General features: G+C 39.8%; 20 protein-coding genes. 14 read left to right on the top strand and 6 right to left on the bottom strand.

Annotated features, from left to right (window positions below; all coding sequences use genetic code 11):
- The first annotated feature begins 12 nt into the window (after positions 1-12).
- From L3V42_RS02490 to L3V42_RS02480, 3 genes are all read left to right on the top strand, one after another.
- Positions 13-774: a glycerophosphodiester phosphodiesterase gene (locus tag L3V42_RS02490; protein ID WP_238471194.1), complete on the top strand. Its 762-nt coding sequence runs from the start codon at positions 13-15 to the stop codon at positions 772-774.
- Complete coding sequence (locus L3V42_RS02485) at positions 767-1,609, top strand: glycerophosphodiester phosphodiesterase (RefSeq protein WP_238471193.1); 843 nt, start codon at positions 767-769, stop codon at positions 1,607-1,609. The genes L3V42_RS02490 and L3V42_RS02485 overlap by 8 nt, the downstream gene beginning before the upstream one ends.
- 115 nt (positions 1,610-1,724) lie before the next feature.
- Positions 1,725-2,117, top strand: a complete 393-nt coding sequence (locus L3V42_RS02480; protein WP_238471192.1) for a hypothetical protein — start codon at positions 1,725-1,727, stop codon at positions 2,115-2,117.
- A gap of 834 nt (positions 2,118-2,951) precedes the next feature.
- Here L3V42_RS02480 and gbsB read toward each other — a convergent pair.
- Together gbsB and betB are read right to left on the bottom strand one after the other, a co-directional pair.
- Positions 2,952-4,160, bottom strand: coding sequence for a choline dehydrogenase (gene gbsB / locus L3V42_RS02475; protein ID WP_235761956.1), 1,209 nt, complete (start codon positions 4,158-4,160; stop codon positions 2,952-2,954).
- A gap of 425 nt (positions 4,161-4,585) precedes the next feature.
- Positions 4,586-6,055: a betaine-aldehyde dehydrogenase gene (gene betB / locus L3V42_RS02470; RefSeq protein ID WP_238471191.1), complete on the bottom strand. Its 1,470-nt coding sequence runs from the start codon at positions 6,053-6,055 to the stop codon at positions 4,586-4,588.
- Between the two features lie 310 nt (positions 6,056-6,365).
- Between betB and cudC the strand changes: the two genes are divergently transcribed.
- From cudC to L3V42_RS02450, 5 genes are all read left to right on the top strand, one after another.
- Complete coding sequence (gene cudC / locus L3V42_RS02465; protein ID WP_238471190.1) at positions 6,366-6,923, top strand: choline uptake/conversion transcriptional regulator CudC; 558 nt, start codon at positions 6,366-6,368, stop codon at positions 6,921-6,923.
- 146 nt (positions 6,924-7,069) lie between these two features.
- Positions 7,070-7,960, top strand: a complete 891-nt coding sequence (locus L3V42_RS02460) for a glycine betaine ABC transporter substrate-binding protein (RefSeq protein WP_238471189.1) — start codon at positions 7,070-7,072, stop codon at positions 7,958-7,960.
- A 123-nt stretch (positions 7,961-8,083) separates the two neighbouring features.
- Entirely contained in the window at positions 8,084-8,239 is a 156-nt protein-coding gene (locus L3V42_RS18470) for a hypothetical protein (RefSeq protein ID WP_369412816.1), read from the top strand.
- Entirely contained in the window at positions 8,224-8,394 is a 171-nt protein-coding gene (locus L3V42_RS18240; RefSeq protein WP_255783358.1) for a hypothetical protein, read from the top strand. Before L3V42_RS18470 ends, L3V42_RS18240 begins: the two co-directional genes overlap by 16 nt.
- Positions 8,395-8,569: 175 nt before the next feature.
- Positions 8,570-8,734: a hypothetical protein gene (locus L3V42_RS02450; protein WP_238471188.1), complete on the top strand. Its 165-nt coding sequence runs from the start codon at positions 8,570-8,572 to the stop codon at positions 8,732-8,734.
- Here L3V42_RS02450 and L3V42_RS02445 read toward each other — a convergent pair.
- Positions 8,696-10,483, bottom strand: a complete 1,788-nt coding sequence (locus tag L3V42_RS02445) for a zinc ribbon domain-containing protein YvbJ (protein WP_238471187.1) — start codon at positions 10,481-10,483, stop codon at positions 8,696-8,698. The genes L3V42_RS02450 and L3V42_RS02445 overlap by 39 nt on opposite strands.
- A gap of 389 nt (positions 10,484-10,872) precedes the next feature.
- On the opposite strand from L3V42_RS02445, the gene L3V42_RS02440 reads away from it, so the two are divergent.
- The 6 genes from L3V42_RS02440 to L3V42_RS02415 all read left to right on the top strand — a co-directional run bounded on the left by L3V42_RS02440 (position 10,873) and on the right by L3V42_RS02415 (position 16,303).
- Positions 10,873-11,601, top strand: coding sequence for a zinc ribbon domain-containing protein (locus tag L3V42_RS02440; RefSeq protein ID WP_238471186.1), 729 nt, complete (start codon positions 10,873-10,875; stop codon positions 11,599-11,601).
- Between the two features lie 993 nt (positions 11,602-12,594).
- On the top strand, positions 12,595-13,524 hold the full coding sequence (cysK, locus tag L3V42_RS02435) for a cysteine synthase A (protein WP_188858788.1): 930 nt from the start codon (positions 12,595-12,597) through the stop codon (positions 13,522-13,524).
- 47 nt (positions 13,525-13,571) lie between these two features.
- Entirely contained in the window at positions 13,572-14,414 is an 843-nt protein-coding gene (locus L3V42_RS02430) for an ABC transporter ATP-binding protein (RefSeq protein ID WP_238471185.1), read from the top strand.
- Positions 14,347-15,099 (top strand): ABC transporter permease, encoded by a 753-nt coding sequence (locus L3V42_RS02425; protein ID WP_238471184.1) that lies wholly within the window; start codon positions 14,347-14,349, stop codon positions 15,097-15,099. Before L3V42_RS02430 ends, L3V42_RS02425 begins: the two co-directional genes overlap by 68 nt.
- Positions 15,100-15,119: 20 nt before the next feature.
- On the top strand, positions 15,120-16,100 hold the full coding sequence (locus L3V42_RS02420; RefSeq protein ID WP_238471183.1) for an aliphatic sulfonate ABC transporter substrate-binding protein: 981 nt from the start codon (positions 15,120-15,122) through the stop codon (positions 16,098-16,100).
- Complete coding sequence (locus tag L3V42_RS02415; protein ID WP_238471182.1) at positions 16,097-16,303, top strand: hypothetical protein; 207 nt, start codon at positions 16,097-16,099, stop codon at positions 16,301-16,303. Before L3V42_RS02420 ends, L3V42_RS02415 begins: the two co-directional genes overlap by 4 nt.
- Before the next feature lie 168 nt (positions 16,304-16,471).
- On the opposite strand, the gene queF is transcribed toward L3V42_RS02415, so the two are convergent.
- Genes queF through queC form a run of 3 tightly spaced genes read right to left on the bottom strand, consistent with a single transcriptional unit; the run spans position 16,472 to position 18,185 of the window.
- Positions 16,472-16,960, bottom strand: a complete 489-nt coding sequence (queF, locus tag L3V42_RS02410) for a preQ(1) synthase (RefSeq protein WP_238471181.1) — start codon at positions 16,958-16,960, stop codon at positions 16,472-16,474.
- The gene (locus L3V42_RS02405; protein ID WP_238471445.1) at positions 16,933-17,526 is read right to left on the bottom strand and encodes a VUT family protein; all 594 of its coding nucleotides are present in this window, start codon (positions 17,524-17,526) and stop codon (positions 16,933-16,935) included. The genes queF and L3V42_RS02405 overlap by 28 nt, the downstream gene beginning before the upstream one ends.
- The gene (gene queC, locus L3V42_RS02400) at positions 17,526-18,185 is read right to left on the bottom strand and encodes a 7-cyano-7-deazaguanine synthase QueC (protein WP_255770798.1); all 660 of its coding nucleotides are present in this window, start codon (positions 18,183-18,185) and stop codon (positions 17,526-17,528) included. The genes L3V42_RS02405 and queC overlap by 1 nt, the downstream gene beginning before the upstream one ends.
- Positions 18,186-18,430 lie beyond the last annotated feature (245 nt).

The following is an 18,430-nucleotide window of genomic DNA, read 5'->3' as shown; positions in this document are numbered from 1 at the left end:
GGAAGTGTTACGATGACAGAGACGAAGATTTATGGGCATCGCGGGTGTATGGGAACGTTCCCGGAAAATACGTTACTCGGATTTCTTCAAGCGATCCGCCAAGGCGCAGATGGGATTGAACTGGATGTACAACTTACAAAAGATGGGGAGGTTGTCGTTATCCATGATGAGACGTTAGAGAGAACGACAGATGGAACCGGATTTGTAAAAGACCTGACCTTACAAGAAATCAAACAATATAGTGCAGGTGTAAAGTATGCTCATCTTAAGAATTATGATCGAGTGATTTGGTCTGCAGAACGTGTGCCAACCCTTCAGGAAGTGCTGGAGCTGTTAGCACCGTATAGAATCGAATTAAATATTGAATTAAAGACCAGTCTCTTTCAATACGAGGGCATCGAAGAAAAAGTATTAGCCCTCGTAAAGGAATATGGGAATGGTCGCAAAGTCATTTATTCCTCTTTTCATTTACCTAGCCTCTTGCGGATGAAACAGTTGGACCCGGATGCAGAAATTGCTTGGTTACTGGATCAAAGGATAGCGCATCCCGAGGATTATTTACATAGTTTGGAGCTTGAGGCATTACATGTATCCAAACGGATTGCATTTTCCGATACCTTTTATGGGAGAGATATAGTGAAGAAATTGCGGATTTGGACGGTTAACGAGCAGGATGAAATAAAACAATTACTCGATTTGGGTGTGGAAGCGATTATTACGGATTTCCCTGAAGAAGCCCTAAACGATCGAAATAAAAGGGAATCCCTTGCTTAAAAAGGTAATCGGTATCTTATGTGTAAGTTGTATTGTTTTCGCTGGTGCTTATCTCGTTATGGAACGGGAAGTGGAGCCCGAACCAGCCATCGTTGATTCCCCAAAAGTTATTGCACATCGCGGGGCGAATGATCGCTTTAATGAAAGTACGATTACGGCGTATAAAATAGCTGCTGAAGACGGTGTTGATGCCCTGGAGATTGATTTACGAATGACGGCAGATGGTGCACTCATTGCTATGCATGACGAAACGATCGACCGGACAACGAATGGAACGGGGAATGCAACAGACTATTCATTGCAGGAAATAAAGGAACTTGAAACGTCGGAAGTGTTTGGAGAGCAGCGAACAATGGAAGAAATCCCTACATTAAGAGAGATTCTCGAAACGTTTCGGGACACGGAGCACTATTATATTGAAACGAGATTGGTTCATGGGGAACTTGTCATGGAAGAACCGTTAATCGAGCTGTTACTCGAATATGACTTACTCTCCCAAGATCTCGTCACAATCCAGTCTTTCTCAGAGGAAAGTTTAGAAAAAATCCAAACGTTAGCACCAGAAATTCCGCTCACCCTTCTGTTTGGCAAAGAAAAATTCAATTTAAAGAAAGCAAAGACGTCTGATTATCCGATTATTGGCATAGAAGCAACGGACGTTACAATGAAAAGTGTTAATGAATTACACCGGCAAGGGAAAGAAGTGCATGTGTTTTTCACTGATGAGGTGACAACGAGGAAAGAGCAGGAGCGGGTGTATGAGCTGAATGTAGATGGTTATTTTACTGATGATATTCGGTTTACGCAAGAGTTACTCAAGAAAGATAAGGATTGATGAAGAAGAGGTTAGGACATAACCTTTAGGTGTAGTGTAAAGCCCTATGTCTATTATTATAGATTTATAGTAAACTAAGACTATCGTTATTTAAAGTAGTTTTAGGAGGCTTCCAGTGAAAGAAATAGTTATTATATTGGCGGAAATTGTGAATGATATCCATGATATATTGACCGATATGTTCGGTTTACATATGACAGATAAGCAGCTTCATTTCTGGATCATCGGTATTATTGGAATGGTAACGTTCTTCATGGTGTATTTTTTCTTTAAAATCATTGAAAAAATGAAGTGGAGTACGACGATTCTTTCCTTTGTTTATACATTTACCGTTATGGTTGTCCTCGTCTTTGCAATCGAGCTGCAGCAAGCAATCACGAACAGAGGAAATATGGAGTTTGCGGATGCAGTAGCGGGGTTATGGGGATTTATGGTGATGTTTATGATTTATGCGGTGGTGGCAATACTCATTTATTTCCTATTTAAGACATTTAAAAAGAAAAAGTGAAAATGGCGTTTTCATAATTAATGTCAGAAATTACAAAGCTCGCTATTGAACTTATATACAATAGCGAGTTTTTTGTGGTAAGCTGATTGAATCAAAACAGTTTAATGAATTTCATAATACGTATTTAATGCTTCACCATCACCATAAGTAGTTGAGTTGGTTCGTTCCCAACTACATATGGTGATGGAATAGCCGACTTTGGTAATTATGAAATTCATTCAGTTCGAAACATAATAAAACTATACAGACTCCTTTTTTTGTCGGGACACTATGCTTACTCCTCTTATTTTGTTGAATGATATGCTTATAATAGAAACATACGTTTGGTGTAATGAATGAGCAGCTGAATATTGTGAGGGGGGGTGGTTGTCATTCTTCTTTTCTTGTCTAAATGGACAAGGAAGGAGGTGATAATCACGGAAACATTTCTTGAGTTTTTTAAAGAGGTACTAAAAGGAGTTGTTCGTGCAATGAGTGCGCACATCTTCAAAAAAACCTTTCTAAAACAAAAGAAAACCACCCCAAGCCGTCAGAAGCAAAAGGGTGGTTCTCAAAAGTAACCAATTTGACAACCGCCACCCTGTCGGTAGAGGCTGCATGGAGAAGTGTTAGCGCACTTCTCCGTTTATCTATATCCATTGTACATGAAAATATGCAATGTTTCCAGTTATTATCATTGTGATCTGGCCAATTACGAATGACTTATCCCAATGTATATCGACCACGATTATTAAGACAATCGGACAACAAGCCTGTCTCTCCGACTTAAAAAAATAAAAACAGCTCCGTTCATTATGAATAATGAACGGGGCTGAATGAACGCTTGATTAATAATTAAAGAGTTTTAGGAACTAAGTTAAAGCAACGTTTGTAAATCCACTGATAATCTTTTTCTGTCAAGTCGCGTGGGTTACCTACTGTTTGCGGATCTTTCATCGCTTCTTTTGAAAGTCTGTCAATCATGTCAGGGGATACGCCTTGTTCTTCTAAATTCGGGATATCCAAGTCTTCTGCAAGTTTATAAACTTCATTAACCGCTGCTTTTGCTGCTTCGTCTGTTGTCATATTGAATGTATTCACGCCGAGCGCTTGTGCGATTCGAGCAAATTTAGCTGGATGACCTTTCCAGTTATATTCCATGACAGGGCCCATCATCGTTGCAACACACTGACCATGTGCAACCGGGATAATACCACCGAGTGTTTGAGACATTGCATGCGCTGCTCCTGCTGATTCACTTCCGTAAGATAATCCTGCAAGCATGGCAGCTTGAGCCATTCCGTATCTTGCTTCAATGTCACCGCCATCTGCGTAAGCACGACGAATATATTTTCCAACATATTCGATTGCAAGTAGTGCGACTGCATCTGTAACCGGTTGGGCATAATGCATCGTGTAGCATTCGATCGCATGTGCAAGTGCATCAATACCTGTCATTGCTGTTACGTGTGGGGGCATGGAAACATGTAACTCTGGATCAATAATCGTTAAGTGCGCAGCGATAAGTGGCCCGCCTGTATTAAATTTGAATTCACGTTCCTCATCTGTAATCACTGCCCATTGTGTTACTTCCGAACCAGTGCCAGCTGTCGTAGGGATTGTAGTTAATGGTGGAATTCGGTTTTCAAGTGGCTTTTTGCCTTCTGCTGCTTCATATTCTAAAACGGGAGCGTTATGAGCTACTTCAACACCAATTGCTTTTGCTGTATCCATGGAGCTTCCGCCTCCGACTGCTACGAGTCCATCACAATTATCTTCCTTGTACTGTTTGCTGCCTTCTGCAATAAGACGTACAGGAGGGTTTGGTTCTACTTTATTAAATAAAGAAATTTCGATTCCAGCCTCTTTTAAAGATTTTTCAATTGACTTTGTTACACCAGCTTCATAGATTCCAGGATCGGTTACGAGTAACGCTTTTGTCACACCAAGATTTTTAACCTCTTCTCCAATATGCTTGATGGATCCAATGCCGTGTTTGATTGCTGTTGGTAATTCGAATTGATGGAAATTATACATTTGTTCTACTTTCATATTTAAACTCATTATTAAAATCCTCCTGTAATTTTGATTAAAGTAATTATAATTTTTACTGTAGACTATTTATAATGTAACAGCCGCATCCAATCTGCGCCCAGCAACTAGCAGATCTTTTGGTGGGGCGAGCAGTGCGCAGTCCCAAACTTCATTCTCCTCCAATCGATAAGTCAACATCGACTCAAAACTAAAGGAAGGTCGACTAAGTTCGGGCCAAGGCTCAACTCACGTCTACCCCTAAAGGGGTGTGTTTCCTTTATCTCATTGCGGAAAGGGGAAGTTCGATTAAGTTCACCCCATCCTGGGGCAACATCGAACTACCTCACGTCCTGGGAGGCACAGTTTGTACGTCGCTGCGACTACTGGATGTGCTAGTACAGGCGTTGCGAAGACGATCGCGAACTTAGCCTGTAAGGGCACTTACGCTCTTTTGATTAGAACCAGTTCATTGTTTCTGGTTTTAAATTATGGAAAATATGTTTTGTTTCTTGGTATTCTTCCAGTCCCATGACTCCTAGTTCGCGGCCATTTCCTGATTGTTTATAGCCACCCCAAGGTGCATGCGGGAAGTAGATGTTAAAATCATTAATCCATACGGTACCCATGCGCATTTTAGCGACACAACGTTCCGCTTTGGCGATATCTTTAGTCCATACACCGCCGGATAATCCGTAAATCGAATCATTTGCCAGTTTGATAGCTTCTTCTTCGGTCGCGAATTTTTCCACTGTGATAACAGGACCGAATGCTTCATCTTGCACCACACGCATGTCAGTCGTACAATTTGTCAAAATGGTAGGTAGATAGAAAAATCCATTTTGGAGTTCTGCATCATCTGGACGTTTGCCCCCGACCGCGACTGTTGCACCTTCTTTGATGCCTTGTTCCACATAATTTTCTACTTTGTTTAAATGCTCTTTAGAAATAAGTGGTCCCATTTGTGTTGATTCATCAAAACCATTTCCTAGCTTAATCTTTTTCACTCGCTGGGTCAGTGCGTCGACAAATTGATCGTGGATGCTTTCTTCAACAATGATTCGTGTTCCAGCAGAGCAGATTTGTCCAGCATGGAAATATACAGCGTTTAAGGCTTGATCGATTGCTACTTCTAAATCAGCATCGGCAAAAATAATATTCGGGTTCTTGCCGCCGAGTTCGAGTGCGATTTTTTTCATATTGTGACTTGCAGCTTGCATAATCGTTTTTCCTGTTTCGATTCCACCGGTAAAGGAGATTAAATCTACATCTTTGTGACTTGAAAGTTCTGCACCAACTGTATTTCCAGGACCAAGTACAAGGTTGGCAACACCTTTAGGTACACCGGCTTCTTCAATTAATTCAAAGATTTTGATATGTGTCAGTGGTGTAATTTCACTCGGCTTGATGATGAGTGTGTTTCCAGTGACGAGAGCTGGAGCTAGTTTCCAAGAAGCTTGGAGTAGTGGGTAATTCCAAGGAGTAATTTGCCCACAGACACCAACAGGTTCTTTCACTACTTTGCTGACCGAATTTGGGATGGGAGAGTTTATTATTTCGCCACCATCTTTATCGGCAAGCTCAGCATAGTAACGGAAGACACCAGCAATATCTTCCATATCCCACCGGCTTTCTTCCAATGTTTTTCCTGTATCTAATGATTCAAGTTTTGCAAGTTCTTCTTGATCACGTTCAATCAGATCCGCGATTTTTTTAACGATTTTTGCTCGTTCTGTAGCTGGCGTATTTGGCCACTCGCCTTGATCAAATGCTTCTCTTGCTGCAGCGATTGCTTTTTCGGAATCCTCTGCGTTCCCTTCCGCAACCACGGCAATGACCTTTTGATTATATGGATTAATGATATCTCTTGTATTTCGTGAGATTGCTTCAACCCATTGGCCATTTATGTATTGTTTTTTTATGTCCATTACGGAAACCTCCTCATATTGTTATTTTGTTTTGATGTTAAGTTTGTTAAGAAAAAATTTAACGTTTTGAACAAATTTAATCTATCATAAGAAAATTAACTTGTCAAAGTGAAAAATGTATTTCTTTTGATCGTTTACGACAAAATGATGTTGTGACCCAAAAATAACAAAATCTTATTAAGCAAGTGATACCAGTGCTTCGCGCGTTTTTCAGTGAGGAAACGATTTGACATTTATTTTAAAACCTTTACTATTAAATTTGTTAAGAAAAAATTTAACAAAATGAACATGAACTAAGGAGAGTTAGCTATTGGAAAGCTCAAATACGAATAAAGCAAAAGAAAAACTTGAATTTGCCAAGGACCAAGTTATCGGAGCGATAGCTGAAACAATGGATTTATATGGCGTGACACCAGCCGCCGGTAGGTTGTACGCCACCATGTACTTTGAAGATAAGATGAACTTAGACGAAATGCATGAAGAAGTCGGCATGACAAAAGCAAGTATGAGTACCAGTGTACGTAAATTGCAAGATATCGGATATGTGAAACGGGTTTATTTGAGAGGCTCAAGGAAACATACGTATGCAGCGGAAAAGAATTTCTTCAATACTTTTATGTCTTTCTATTGTGAACAATGGGAGCGTGAAGTGCGATTGAATTTAGATGCGGTGCATGACGCAGAAAAGGAACTTGAGGAAATTCTGGACGATGCGTCCGTAGCAGATGAAATAAAGCAAGAGGCAAAAGAACATTATAAGATGTTGAATGAATCCAAAGTATATTACGATTGGTTAAAACGATTAGCAGCAAGTATTCGTTCAGGCGAAATATTTGAATTTATACCGAAGAAAAATGAAGATACTTAATATTTTAATGAATTTCATAATAAGGATTTACCGCTTCCACGCCACAACATGTAGTTGCTTAGAAGCTTTCTTAACTACATGCTGTAGCGAAGAAGCCGTTTTTGGTAATTATGAAATTCATTCATTTACAGGAGGCAATTTAATTCATGAGTTTTCGAAGGGGAATTGTGTTGATTCTTACAGTATGGATGATAGGTGTTCTTGCAGCATGTGGCAGTGGAGATGCGGAAGGTGCTGATGATCGTACGGATGAGACGATTGATATTGGACAAATTAGTTGGGCAGAAAACATTGCTGTCACAAATATGTGGAAAGTCATTCTTGAGGAAGAAGGATATGATGTTGAGTTTCACTTATTAGATATGGGGACTCAAATGGCAGCACTTGCAAATGATGAATTGGATGTTAACTTGGAATTTTGGCTGCCGGTTCAAGATAAGAACTATTTCGCGCAATATCAAGAGCAAATCGATTTTTCAGAAGAGGTTTGGTATGACAATGCTAAAGTAGGATTGGTTGTACCTGCTTATATGGAAGATATCAATAGTATTGAAGACTTAAATGAGAATAAAGAACTGTTCGAGAATCAGATTACTGGATTTGATCCTGGTGCAGGGACAATGGATACTACCGAAGAAATGATTGCAGCATACGAGTTGGACTTTGAGCTTGTACCAAGTTCTGAACCAGCGATGCTTACAGCAATTGAGGAGGCAATCCGTGAGGAAGAACCGATTGTCGCACCATTATGGAACCCACACCGTGTGTTTTCGGAAATGGACTTAAAATATCTAGATGATCCTAAAAAAGTGTTCGGGGAAACGGAAAAAATTCATCACGCGAAAAGATTAGGTTTCGCTGACGATTTCCCTGAGATTGATCAATGGTTAAAGAACTGGAAGATGGATGATGATTCCATCGGTGAGTTAATGAGCGCTGTAGCTGAAGCAGAAGAAGCAGGAGAAGAACCGATTGCTGGTGCAGAAAAATGGGTAGAAGAAAATCAAGATTTGATTAATGAATGGTTAAGTGAATAAATAGAAAGAGCGGGAACGTAATCTACTTTCCTAATGTGAAAGGAGAGTAGATTCGTTCTTTTTTTCCGGGAAGTAACAGTTGTTCCATGTATTTCCTCGAACATTGTTGGATGTGACCAATATATGTCGATTATTGTTCCAGGCCGAATGTATGCGGAAGAATATGATAAGAGAGGCCTGAAGTCGAAAAACCTATCACAAACATTAGAAGATGCTGGGACAATGAATCTCCTCTTGTACCATGGAATACTTGCGGGGCATTCATGGCAACCACATTAGGCGTATTTACACTAAGTTATTTACTATTTGCATTTTTGTGTTTAATTAGCCCTTTAATCGCTATTATTTATGGCTTTACGGAGTTTAAAGTAGAGTATAAAGATGATTATAAACAAGAAGCGGATCCGCCAATGTTAAAAGAAATGGTGAAGTAACCAATCTAAACTGTTTGCACTCCCCGTAATAAAGCATTTACCTTTTGAAGTAGGGAGAATACTAGAGAGAAAAAATAAGCTAATAAATAGAAAATACCCTTCTGATTTGTTTAGAAGGGTATTTTTGAGAGTGGACGATAAAGACCTAAGGATATTTAAAAAAATAGCTATCTGAATGAATTTCATCATTACCAAAGTCGGCTTTTCCATCACCATATGTAGTTGGGAACGAACCAACTCAACTGCATATGGTGATGGTGATACATTAAATAGGTATTATGAAATTCATTATAGTAATCTTTTACTCTATATTCGTCAACGACACCCCATCACCATCTGATTCTACGGTGTACTTCCAATTATAATCACTAGTTTCCTCTTCACCGCTGTTATAAATTTTCTTAATCGTTTCGTCTGTCGTTACAATCCATGCGTTACCGTCCTCTTCAATATTTGTTACCGTTGCATCGATGACCTCTTGCTTCATGCCACTTTCCGCTAAGCGATCTACTAAATCCACTTGCATGCCATGAAGGGCACTATCATCCTTGATATACGGACGAACGAGCTCATAATCATCCGCATTAATTGCTTCAACAAGGTTATAAATATAATTTAACGTTGCTTCTTCTATTTGCGCATCTACATCATTGCTTGCAGGTTTTGAAGCTGACTTGGCAGCCTGATGCAGTTCCTGTGAACCTTCGAGGGTTTCCGTAGCTTCAAAATCTGTATTGCTAAACATTCCATACGAATTTGCTTCATCAATCAGCCATTTATCTTCCTCCGCATCGAAAATGATACGAAGTGCTACGGTGTCAATTCGTTCTTCTAAATCAGGCTGCTCGTCACTATGAAAAGTGGAGGCTGTAAAATGGAAATTAGCTGGGACGGAAACTTCATTTTTGTCATAGAACGTTAGCTCGTCATAATTTAGTTCGATTTTTTCTAGTTGCCCTGTGAAGTTCTTTCCATAATCTATGTTATAAGCAAAATTGTCTTTAAAAGTCCCTCTTAAACTTTCCGTAACAGCCGTATAAATAGTAGCATCGTTCGCTGCATGGGCTTCCACATATTCTTCTCCATACAATAAAATTACTTCTGATAAATGATCCATTAGCTCTTTGCTTACAGTGTTCAAGGTGAGCTCATAGTAATCTTCTTCAATCTTTATCTCATCTAGTGTTACCTTACCCCATTCTGTTTCAATAATTGGGGTTGCCGTGACAGAACCATCCAGGTTTAGCGGACCGAATGCTTCAATATTTAGGCTTTCATCGAAGGGGATCTGCTCTTCATTCACTTCCATATATGCATTTTTAATCGGACTGCCATTCTCATTATATAAGTGGAATGTTGTCGATTCTGCATCCAGTTGAATATCCTGATAAACCGTATCACTAGAGCTGTCTCCGAGGATTACTACATCCTCTGATTCAGCTTCCGTCAATTCCCCGCTGTAAGTGCTATGTATTGTATACTTACCGGGTGCGAGTGGCCCATAAACAATATTTCGTTCATCGTTCTTTTTGGCAGGGAATGTTTCCTCATTAAATGTTGTTTCTATATTTTCAAAAGGCAGATTGAAGTCCGCGTATTGCGGTACTAAAGAAAATAGGTATTTAGGAAAAATAAATAAATGCTTGCCGTTCTCCGTTAGTTTCATCAGGTCATTCTGGTACGAAAAGTCTTCTAAATTCGTCGTTTCGATGTTGATATAATGTGCCTCATCTTTTGCAAGCGCGATAAGTGCTTCTGCCTCTGCTTGTGAGATCGATTCACCTTGCATCCTTGTCATATCCTGAACTTTTTCATAATCTTCATCAATTATTGCTGTGATGAACCGTTCTGCCGTTTTTTCTGGAGAGAAATATGACTTCCCCCATGTATAGCCGCCAATCATGATAACCAAAAGAGCGGCAGCTGCACCTATGATTATTTTTTGTTTCTTCGAGTAAGTTCTTGGCTGCTTTTTAGGAGGGATAACTGTGCCCTGTGCCGAAGAGGCGTGCAATTTATGTCCACAGTTCTGACAAAAGTTTAAGGATTCATCGATAGCTTCTCCACATTCCTGACAGTACTTTTCCATGTCTGATAGACTCCTTTATATGAAATATTTTTCACGCATTAACGGTCTGTAATACCCCCACCTCAAAACACGAGGGAAAGCTACTAGGTGAAGGTGGAGATAAACAGTCCGTCAATCCCTGATTCTGTTCAACTAACATTCAGTGGGGGAAGGTAAGGAAACTCCACTGAATGAAGTTTCACTTTATTCATCTATTCAATCATTAGTAGTATAGACTAATATTTCCAGTTTGTTAAGCTGATTTTACTATTTAATGAATATAAAGTGATTAAAAATACTCTAGAAAAATGCATAATTGATTCTAAAGGTCTATAGTTTCCTTTACAAAAGTCCTGGGAATGTGTATTATTATCTCGATGCAGGTGAATAGTACTAGAGAGAGTGATAATATGCATGAATGTTTTAATTGCCACAAAGAAATCGGGAATGTTACGTTTTGTGGCCATTGCGGGGAGCGCCAAGCTTGTCAGGAATGCGGGGTGCAGTTTGAGCGTAAGAGTGCTTTTTGTCTGAACTGTGGGACGAAGCGAGAGGGCGAAAGTGAGTCCCAAACAATTGCTGATACAGAAGAGCAAACAGGAGGTACGGACCAAGCAGAGGCGTTGGTCCAAGCCAATCAGTCGGAGAAACAAAAGCAAGAGCCCCAACAACAGCCCGCGGTACAACCGATACAAAAAATTAGTTTTGTAGATTCCATGAAACAAAAGGCGCAAAAGTTAGGTAAACGAAATCTTTCTATTATCGGCGGGATTCTTATTGTTTTGATCGCTTTTTTCATCTTCCAGGGATCTAATGACAGTCCGGAAAAAGTGATAGAGAATTTTTTCACAGCACTTAGTGATGGAGATGTGGAGAAAATAGAGCAGTATGTCGATCCGCTTGTTTGGGAGGAAATGCTAGATGAAGATGTGATGGAAGCGATGGAGATGCTTGAAAATCTGGATGTGACGATGGAACTGCTTGATCTTGAACAGATAGACACTGGCGAGGATTACATCGATTTTGAAGCGACTGTGAAGTACAACTCCGTCTTTATCGATGCCGAAGATGCAGAAGAATTAGTGAGTGTAGAAGTGATGCAATACGGTGATAAATGGTATATCTCGGATGTGTACTAATAAAGAAATAATACATAGAATTGAATGAATTTCATAATTACTAAGTCGGCTTTCCCATCACCATATGTAGTTGGGAACGAACCAACTCAACTACATATGGTGATGGTGAAGCATTAAATACGTATTATGAAATTCATTAAATTAATTTAACGTTTATGCAGTAAACCCATTTCTTATTGTAAATAAAATGTAGATAGCTAGAGGAGACTAAATGATAGTTTCCGATGGCTATCTTTTTTCAGATTTTTTGAAGCAAAATTAAATATTACAGAGCTAGCAATGATTCGCTGCTTATTATTTCATTATTGCTTCCCATTCCCGAACGGATGAACTTTTAAAACAAGCGCAGAAGTTAGGCTTGACTAAAATATATACAGATAAAAATGGCCGCATAAGAAGGAAAAATGAAAAATTTGTACTACCTAACCATTAGACTGGAAGGACGAGGAGGCAGGTGCTTTTTTAGATAAATCAACGTATTAGTATACTTCTCCGCAAGAAAAGCAAACTGTAAATTGTTGCTCAAATTCCGGAACTTCAACAAATTCACTATCGTTGCAAGCTTTACATTTCATTTTTACCTCTCCCTTCATCACACATTTACGGTCTATAATAACCCCACTGAATAAAGTTTTTCCTTATTATTTAAATATTTTAACAAATGAATGAATTTCATAATTACCAAAGTCGGCTTTTCCATCACCATATGTAGTTGGGAACGAACTAACTCAACTACATATGGTGATGGTGAAGCATTACATACGTATTATGAAATTCATTAAAATTAAAACTTGTTTGGAAAGGCTTATTAGTACAATAGAGGCTATACCAAGTACTGAGTCTGTTTTTACAGCTACGTTGTCCATGACGGATAGGTAGCGGGGCAATGAACATGCTCTTTTGTTTTTTGTATAAACCCAAGTAATTAGGGTTGAATAGAGATGTTTGTGTGGTACAATAACAATTACTCACCTAATGAAAGGAAGATCCACCGTGAAAGTAGTGAACAATATTGCTGAATTAATCGGAGAAACTCCGTTAGTGAGATTAAATAAAATTGCGGATTCAAATGGTGCAGCTATTTACGTCAAACTCGAATTGTTTAACCCTAGCCGAAGTGTGAAAGACCGGGCTGCTTTTTCTATGCTGGAACGAGCGGAAAAAGAGGGATTAATTAAACCCGGAGCAACGATAATCGAACCGACTTCGGGAAATACGGGAATTGGTTTAGCGATGAATGCCGCTGCTAAAGGATATAGAGCGATTATCGTCTTACCGGATACATCGACAAAAGAAAGGGTCGACATATTACGCGCGTACGGTGCTGAAGTTGTCTTTACACCGGGAGCTGGAAAGATGCCGGCAGCGATTGAAAAGGCGAAGGAAATTGCTGCTGTGACACCAAATAGCTTTATTCCGATGCAATTTGAAAATGAAGCAAATCCAGCTATTCATCGGATTACAACAGCAAAAGAAATTATCGAAGCGGTGGAGCAAGAACAAAAGAAACTTGCGGCATTTGTTTGTACTGCTGGGACCGGTGGGACGATAACCGGAACGGGAGAAGCACTAAAAGCGTATGATTCAGAGATTCAAAATATTGTCGTCGAACCAGCAGGGTCTCCTGTCTTGTCAGGTGGTGAACCCGGAAAACATAAATTAGTTGGAACGAGTCCTGGGTTTATTCCGGATATTTTGAATACGTCAATTTATGATGAAATTATTCAAATTGAAGATCAAGATGCTTATGATACCGTTTATGACCTTGCTCGTCAGGAAGGGATTTTATTAGGACCCTCTGGTGGTGCTTCTGTTTTCGCTGCTTTAAAGGTTGCAAAACGACTGGATCCAAGTCAAACGGTTGTCTGTATTGCCCCGGACAGTGGCGAGCGTTATTTAACGAGTGATTTATTCTCTGTGTAATTTACATATAACAAGCTATTAAAATAGATGGTTGTGGAGGTGTGGACATGTATTTATCCATTAAAGAAATTAAGAAAAGCTTTCCCTTAAAAGACAATGAAAGATTAGAAGTCTTGGACAATATTAATCTGGAAGTGGAAAAAGGGAGTTTCGTTTCGATTGTTGGTCCTTCAGGCTGCGGGAAATCAACATTGCTTTATTTGATTGCCGGCTTAGAAAAAGTAGATGAAGGATTGATTACGGTTGCTGGAAAAGAAGTAAAAAAACCCGGCCCGGACCGTGTTGTTGTATTCCAAGAGGACGGTTTATTCCCATGGCTGACGGTGCTCGATAATGTCACCTATGGCTTGAAAATAAAAGGGCAATCCAAAGATGAGATGGAGAAAAAAGCGAAAGATATCTTGCAAATGGTGCATTTGAGTAATTATGCTGATTCGTACCCTCACCAATTGTCAGGTGGGATGAAGCAGCGCGTATCGATTGCGAGAGCGCTTGTGATGGAACCGGATATTTTATTAATGGATGAACCATTTTCCGCATTGGATGAACAAACCCGAATGGTGTTGCACCGGGAGTTGCTCGAAATATGGAGGAAAACAAATGTCACGATCTTTTTTGTGACCCATAATATTCGAGAAGCGGTGCAATTATCGGAGAAAGTGGTGGTGCTTGCAACAAGACCAGGGAAAATAAAAGAAATTATTCCCGTACCAACGACAAAAGATGGGGTCATGCCTGATTCTGTTACTTTACATACGGAACAAAGAATATTAAGCCTCCTAGATGGAGAAATAGAAAAAGTGTTAAAGGAGGAAATGGGAGATGACTACAACTTTAAGGCGAATCCTGTTCATCGCAGTGATAGCGGTGATATGGGAAGTAACATCTAGAGTTTCCGGGCTGCCAGACTTTATGTTCCCAAGCTTACTCCTTGTCCTGGAGACACTTTTTACTGGATTAATCGATGGGCAAATTACAGCAGCCGTGATCAGAAGTATTGGGAGGATTCTCCTTGGATTTTCGATTGCTACCTTAATAGGTCTTATTTTTGGTTATTTAATTTGGCGATATAAGCTGGTGGAAGATACATTAGGTTTTCTCGTCACGGCATTACAATCCATTCCGAGTATTGTTTGGTTTCCGCTCGCGATTATTTGGTTTGGCTTAAATGAGTTCGCAATTCTTTTTATCGTAACCATTGGTGCCACATGGACGATGACAATGAATGCATCGAGTGGATTTAAAAATGTGCCGAGGCTGTATCAACGGGTTGCGAAAACCTATGGATCAAGCGGGTTTCATTTTCTAAGAACAGTTATTATCCCGGCGTCTGTCCCACAATTATTATCCGGTATGCGTATTGCATGGGCATTCTCTTGGCGCGCCTTGATGGCAGGAGAATTACTGGCGAGCAGTGGTGGTCTTGGACAATTACTCGATGCCGGCCGTTCCTTAGGACAAATGGATCTCGTTATCTCTGTCATGATTATTATCGCAGTGATTGGAACGATTATGGACCAACTTATATTCTTACGGTTGGAGCGTTCCGTTCAACGAAAATGGGGAATCAGTTAGATTACTTGAGGAGGAATAGGATGATGAAAAGGTTTGTTCAATTGTTGTTAGCAATGGCTGTTATCGGAGTAGTGTTGGCAGGGTGTTCGAATGACGAGGATACCGTTACGATTGGATATTTTCCCAATTTGACACATGTTGCATCGATTGTTGCTTTGGAAGAAGGTTATTTTGCAGAAGAATTTGGGGAAGATATCACAATTGAAACACAAACATTTTCAAATGGCGGATTATTTATGGAAGCCATGCAAACAAATGAAATCGATGTCGGTACGGTTGGACCAGGTCCACTATTAAATATTTATCTGCAAAATCCAGAGTTTCATATTATTTCTGGTGCCGTTAATGGCGGGGCAGTACTTGTAACGAGCGAAGAAAGTGGCATCGAGTCACTGGAAGATTTAGATGGAAAGCGAGTCGCCATTCCGGTTATCGGTAGTACGCAAGATGTGATGCTCCGTAAAGCATTACAAGAAGTTGGCTTAGAAGCAACGTCAAGTGGTGGAACTGTAGAAATGCATGCGGCAGCACCAGCAGATACAGCAACTTTATTTGTTCAAAATTCGGTAGACGCTGCAGCAACACAAGAGCCGTGGGGATATATCTTGGAAACGCAGGCTGGCGGTGAGTTGCTGCTGGATTATGATGAGTTTGCTTGGGGAGAGGAATCAACCAATACGGTAGTAGCTGCCCGTAGCGATTTCAAAGAAAATACCGAGCTCACGGAGCAGTATTTACAAGCGCATAAACGTGCAGTTGAATTTATCCAAGAAAATCCAGAAGAAGCACAACAAATTGTGATTCAGCATATTCAGGATTTAACTGGGAAAGAAATTGATAAAGAAGAAACAGCAGCAGCCTTTTCCAGACTACGTGTAACGACAGATGTGAATGAACAAGTCATTCAGGAAATGGCGGATATTAGTCTAGAGGCAGAATATGTTGATTCGAATGATATTGAGGGGATGATTGATCTTTCTATTTTAGAGGGGATGGAGTGATTCGTGGGCATCTTTGTTCCAGATTGGAAGAAACAAAGATGCCTTTTTTCTTTCCTGATGAATTGATTCCTTACTGTCCAAAATGTGGGGAAGAAATGAATTTATGGGGCCGCCCATGGAACTTCTTGGAAGGTGAAGAATATCGTGCGAGCTGGCAACGTGCAGTGGACTTTATAGAAGAATATGCAATTCTGGACAACTAGACGTCGCTTATTTATCACGCATCAACGGTCTGTAATCCCCCCACATCTAAATATGAGGGAAACCCAAAATGTGAAGGTGGGGGATACACAGTCCGTAAATCCCTGATTCTGTTCAACTAACAATCAGTGGGGAAGGAAAGGATCCCCCCCCCTGATTGAAGTTTCATTCTATCGATTATCCACTTTCTCCGGATACATATCATGCTTAAACATTCGCTCTCTAGCCATATCCTCATAGATCGTATTCGGTTTTCCATAATTGCAATATGGATCGATGGAAATCCCGCCGCGTGGAGTGAATTTCGCCCAGACTTCGATATACTTCGGATCTAATAAATTAATCAAGTCTTTCATGATTATATTTGCACAGTCTTCATGGAAGCCGGGCTGGTTTCTGAAACTGACCATATACAGTTTCAGCGATTTGCTTTCTACCATTTTCACATCAGGCATATACGAGAGGTAAATCGTCGCATAATCCGGCTGGCCTGTCATCGGGCATAGGCTCGTAAATTCAGGGATATTGAATTTAACGAAATAATCATTTTCCCTATGCTGATTTTCAAATGTTTCCAAAATATCGGGATTGTATTTGTAATTGTATTCCGTATTTTGATTTCCAAGTAATGTTAAATCGTTTGTGTCGCTTTTTCGCATGTTTTATCCCCCTCTAATTTTCTATCCGTAATATTCGGTTCATACAGATCCATTTTTATAACAACTTTCCTGATTCCGCCAGCAACGACTAATTGCATCACAACCTTGGCAACCCATTGACCTAATATGGCATAGGGCACTAAACTCCATGGAACGAATTCTAATCCTAGCGGTCCTATTCCAATAATGACGAAGATCGCTGAATCCAAAAATCCTGCCACAATTCCTGAATACATGACTCTTTTTACAAATGGTAATTTAAATCGTGTATAAATCTCTGTGTCGGCTGTTTCTGAAATAATAAAACTTAACGTACTTGCAAAAACGACCCATAATGGATCTCCTAGTAAATAGCTTGAAAATGCTGATAATAGCAGGGCTAGCCCAATGAGCAGATAAGTCCGTAATCTGCCGAATCTATTTTGCACCATATCTCTCATGACAAGGGTTAATCCGATCAGCAAGGTACCATACGGGATGATGAGTGGGCCTAGTTCCAAGGGAGCGAATCTTGCAGTAATGACATTTGCTAGAATGATAGATAATAAGTAGATAGCTATTCGAATCATATTACAGACCGCCCTTGTAGATAGGTTTCTAACCCATCATTTCTTAGTTTACAAGCAGGGCAATTCCTACAACCATCCCCTATTATCCCGTTATAGCATGTCAACGTGTTTTCCCTAATATACGCTAGACGATCCATCCGATCCGCCATTTCCCAAACCTCTGATTTATCTTTCCACATGAGAGGGGTGATTACGTTAAAAGGAAAATCCATTGCGAGATTTAACGTCGTGTTGAGTGATTTTATAAAATCATTTCGACAATCCGGGTATCCGCTGGACTCTGTTTCACTGACTCCGGTGATAATATTTTTAATGCCCATTGATTTTGCATAAACCGCAGCAAATGAAAGGAAGATATGATTTCTTCCTTCTACATATGTATTTGGTATGGTTCCTTCCTCTATTTCCATTTCTTTTCTCGTTAAGGCATTTTCCGTTAATTGATTCAGAAGATCCATCTGAATAATTTTCTGATTGACACCGAGATCTTTTGCTATATTCCTCGCGCATTCGACCTCCGATTCATGTCTTTGCCCATACAAAAAAGTGACGGTCTCTACTTGATCAAATTCTTCCAATGCCCATAACAAGCATGTGGTCGAATCCTGTCCGCCACTAAATACAACCATTGCCTTTTCCATTGTACATTCCTCCATAGTTTTTATTTAAGAGGGGATGGTTTCGAACCCTCTATGAGTAGTCAGAACGAGATACCTGTATTGTTGGGGTTGCTTGTTCTAACTGTATCCTGTATAGGATGTCTTTTGAAATAACCAAATTTATATACTTACAATTATAAGGAAGGGGAAGTGTGAAAGCAACAGTAATAAATGATTCGTTTCTTTCGTTAATGAATTTCATAATACGTATTTAATGCATCACCATCACCATATGTTGAGTT

It is taken from the genome of Oceanobacillus alkalisoli (genome assembly GCF_022213125.1).
GTDB classification, from domain to species: Bacteria; Bacillota; Bacilli; order Bacillales; family Amphibacillaceae; genus Oceanobacillus; species Oceanobacillus alkalisoli.
The sequence above is the reverse complement of the archived record's forward strand: the minus strand, read 5'-3'. Positions and strand labels throughout refer to the sequence as shown.

Bases quoted from the DNA above. Each gene is read 5' to 3' on its own strand.
- L3V42_RS02425 (WP_238471184.1), top strand. From the start codon at position 14,347: ATGACTACAACTTTAAGGCGAATCCTGTTCATCGCAGTGATAGCGGTG.
- L3V42_RS18470 (WP_369412816.1), top strand. From the start codon at position 8,084: ATGTCGATTATTGTTCCAGGCCGAATGTATGCGGAAGAATATGATAAG.
- gbsB (WP_235761956.1), bottom strand. From the start codon at position 4,160: ATGAGTTTAAATATGAAAGTAGAACAAATGTATAATTTCCATCAATTC.
- L3V42_RS02440 (WP_238471186.1), top strand. From the start codon at position 10,873: ATGCATGAATGTTTTAATTGCCACAAAGAAATCGGGAATGTTACGTTT.
- queF (WP_238471181.1), bottom strand. From the start codon at position 16,960: ATGCGAAAAAGCGACACAAACGATTTAACATTACTTGGAAATCAAAAT.
- L3V42_RS02420 (WP_238471183.1), top strand. From the start codon at position 15,120: ATGATGAAAAGGTTTGTTCAATTGTTGTTAGCAATGGCTGTTATCGGA.
- L3V42_RS02445 (WP_238471187.1), bottom strand. From the start codon at position 10,483: ATGGAAAAGTACTGTCAGGAATGTGGAGAAGCTATCGATGAATCCTTA.
- L3V42_RS02430 (WP_238471185.1), top strand. From the start codon at position 13,572: ATGTATTTATCCATTAAAGAAATTAAGAAAAGCTTTCCCTTAAAAGAC.
- queC (WP_255770798.1), bottom strand. From the start codon at position 18,185: ATGGAGGAATGTACAATGGAAAAGGCAATGGTTGTATTTAGTGGCGGA.
- betB (WP_238471191.1), bottom strand. From the start codon at position 6,055: ATGGACATAAAAAAACAATACATAAATGGCCAATGGGTTGAAGCAATC.
- L3V42_RS02460 (WP_238471189.1), top strand. From the start codon at position 7,070: ATGAGTTTTCGAAGGGGAATTGTGTTGATTCTTACAGTATGGATGATA.
- L3V42_RS02450 (WP_238471188.1), top strand. From the start codon at position 8,570: ATGAATTTCATCATTACCAAAGTCGGCTTTTCCATCACCATATGTAGT.
- L3V42_RS18240 (WP_255783358.1), top strand. From the start codon at position 8,224: ATGGCAACCACATTAGGCGTATTTACACTAAGTTATTTACTATTTGCA.
- L3V42_RS02490 (WP_238471194.1), top strand. From the start codon at position 13: ATGACAGAGACGAAGATTTATGGGCATCGCGGGTGTATGGGAACGTTC.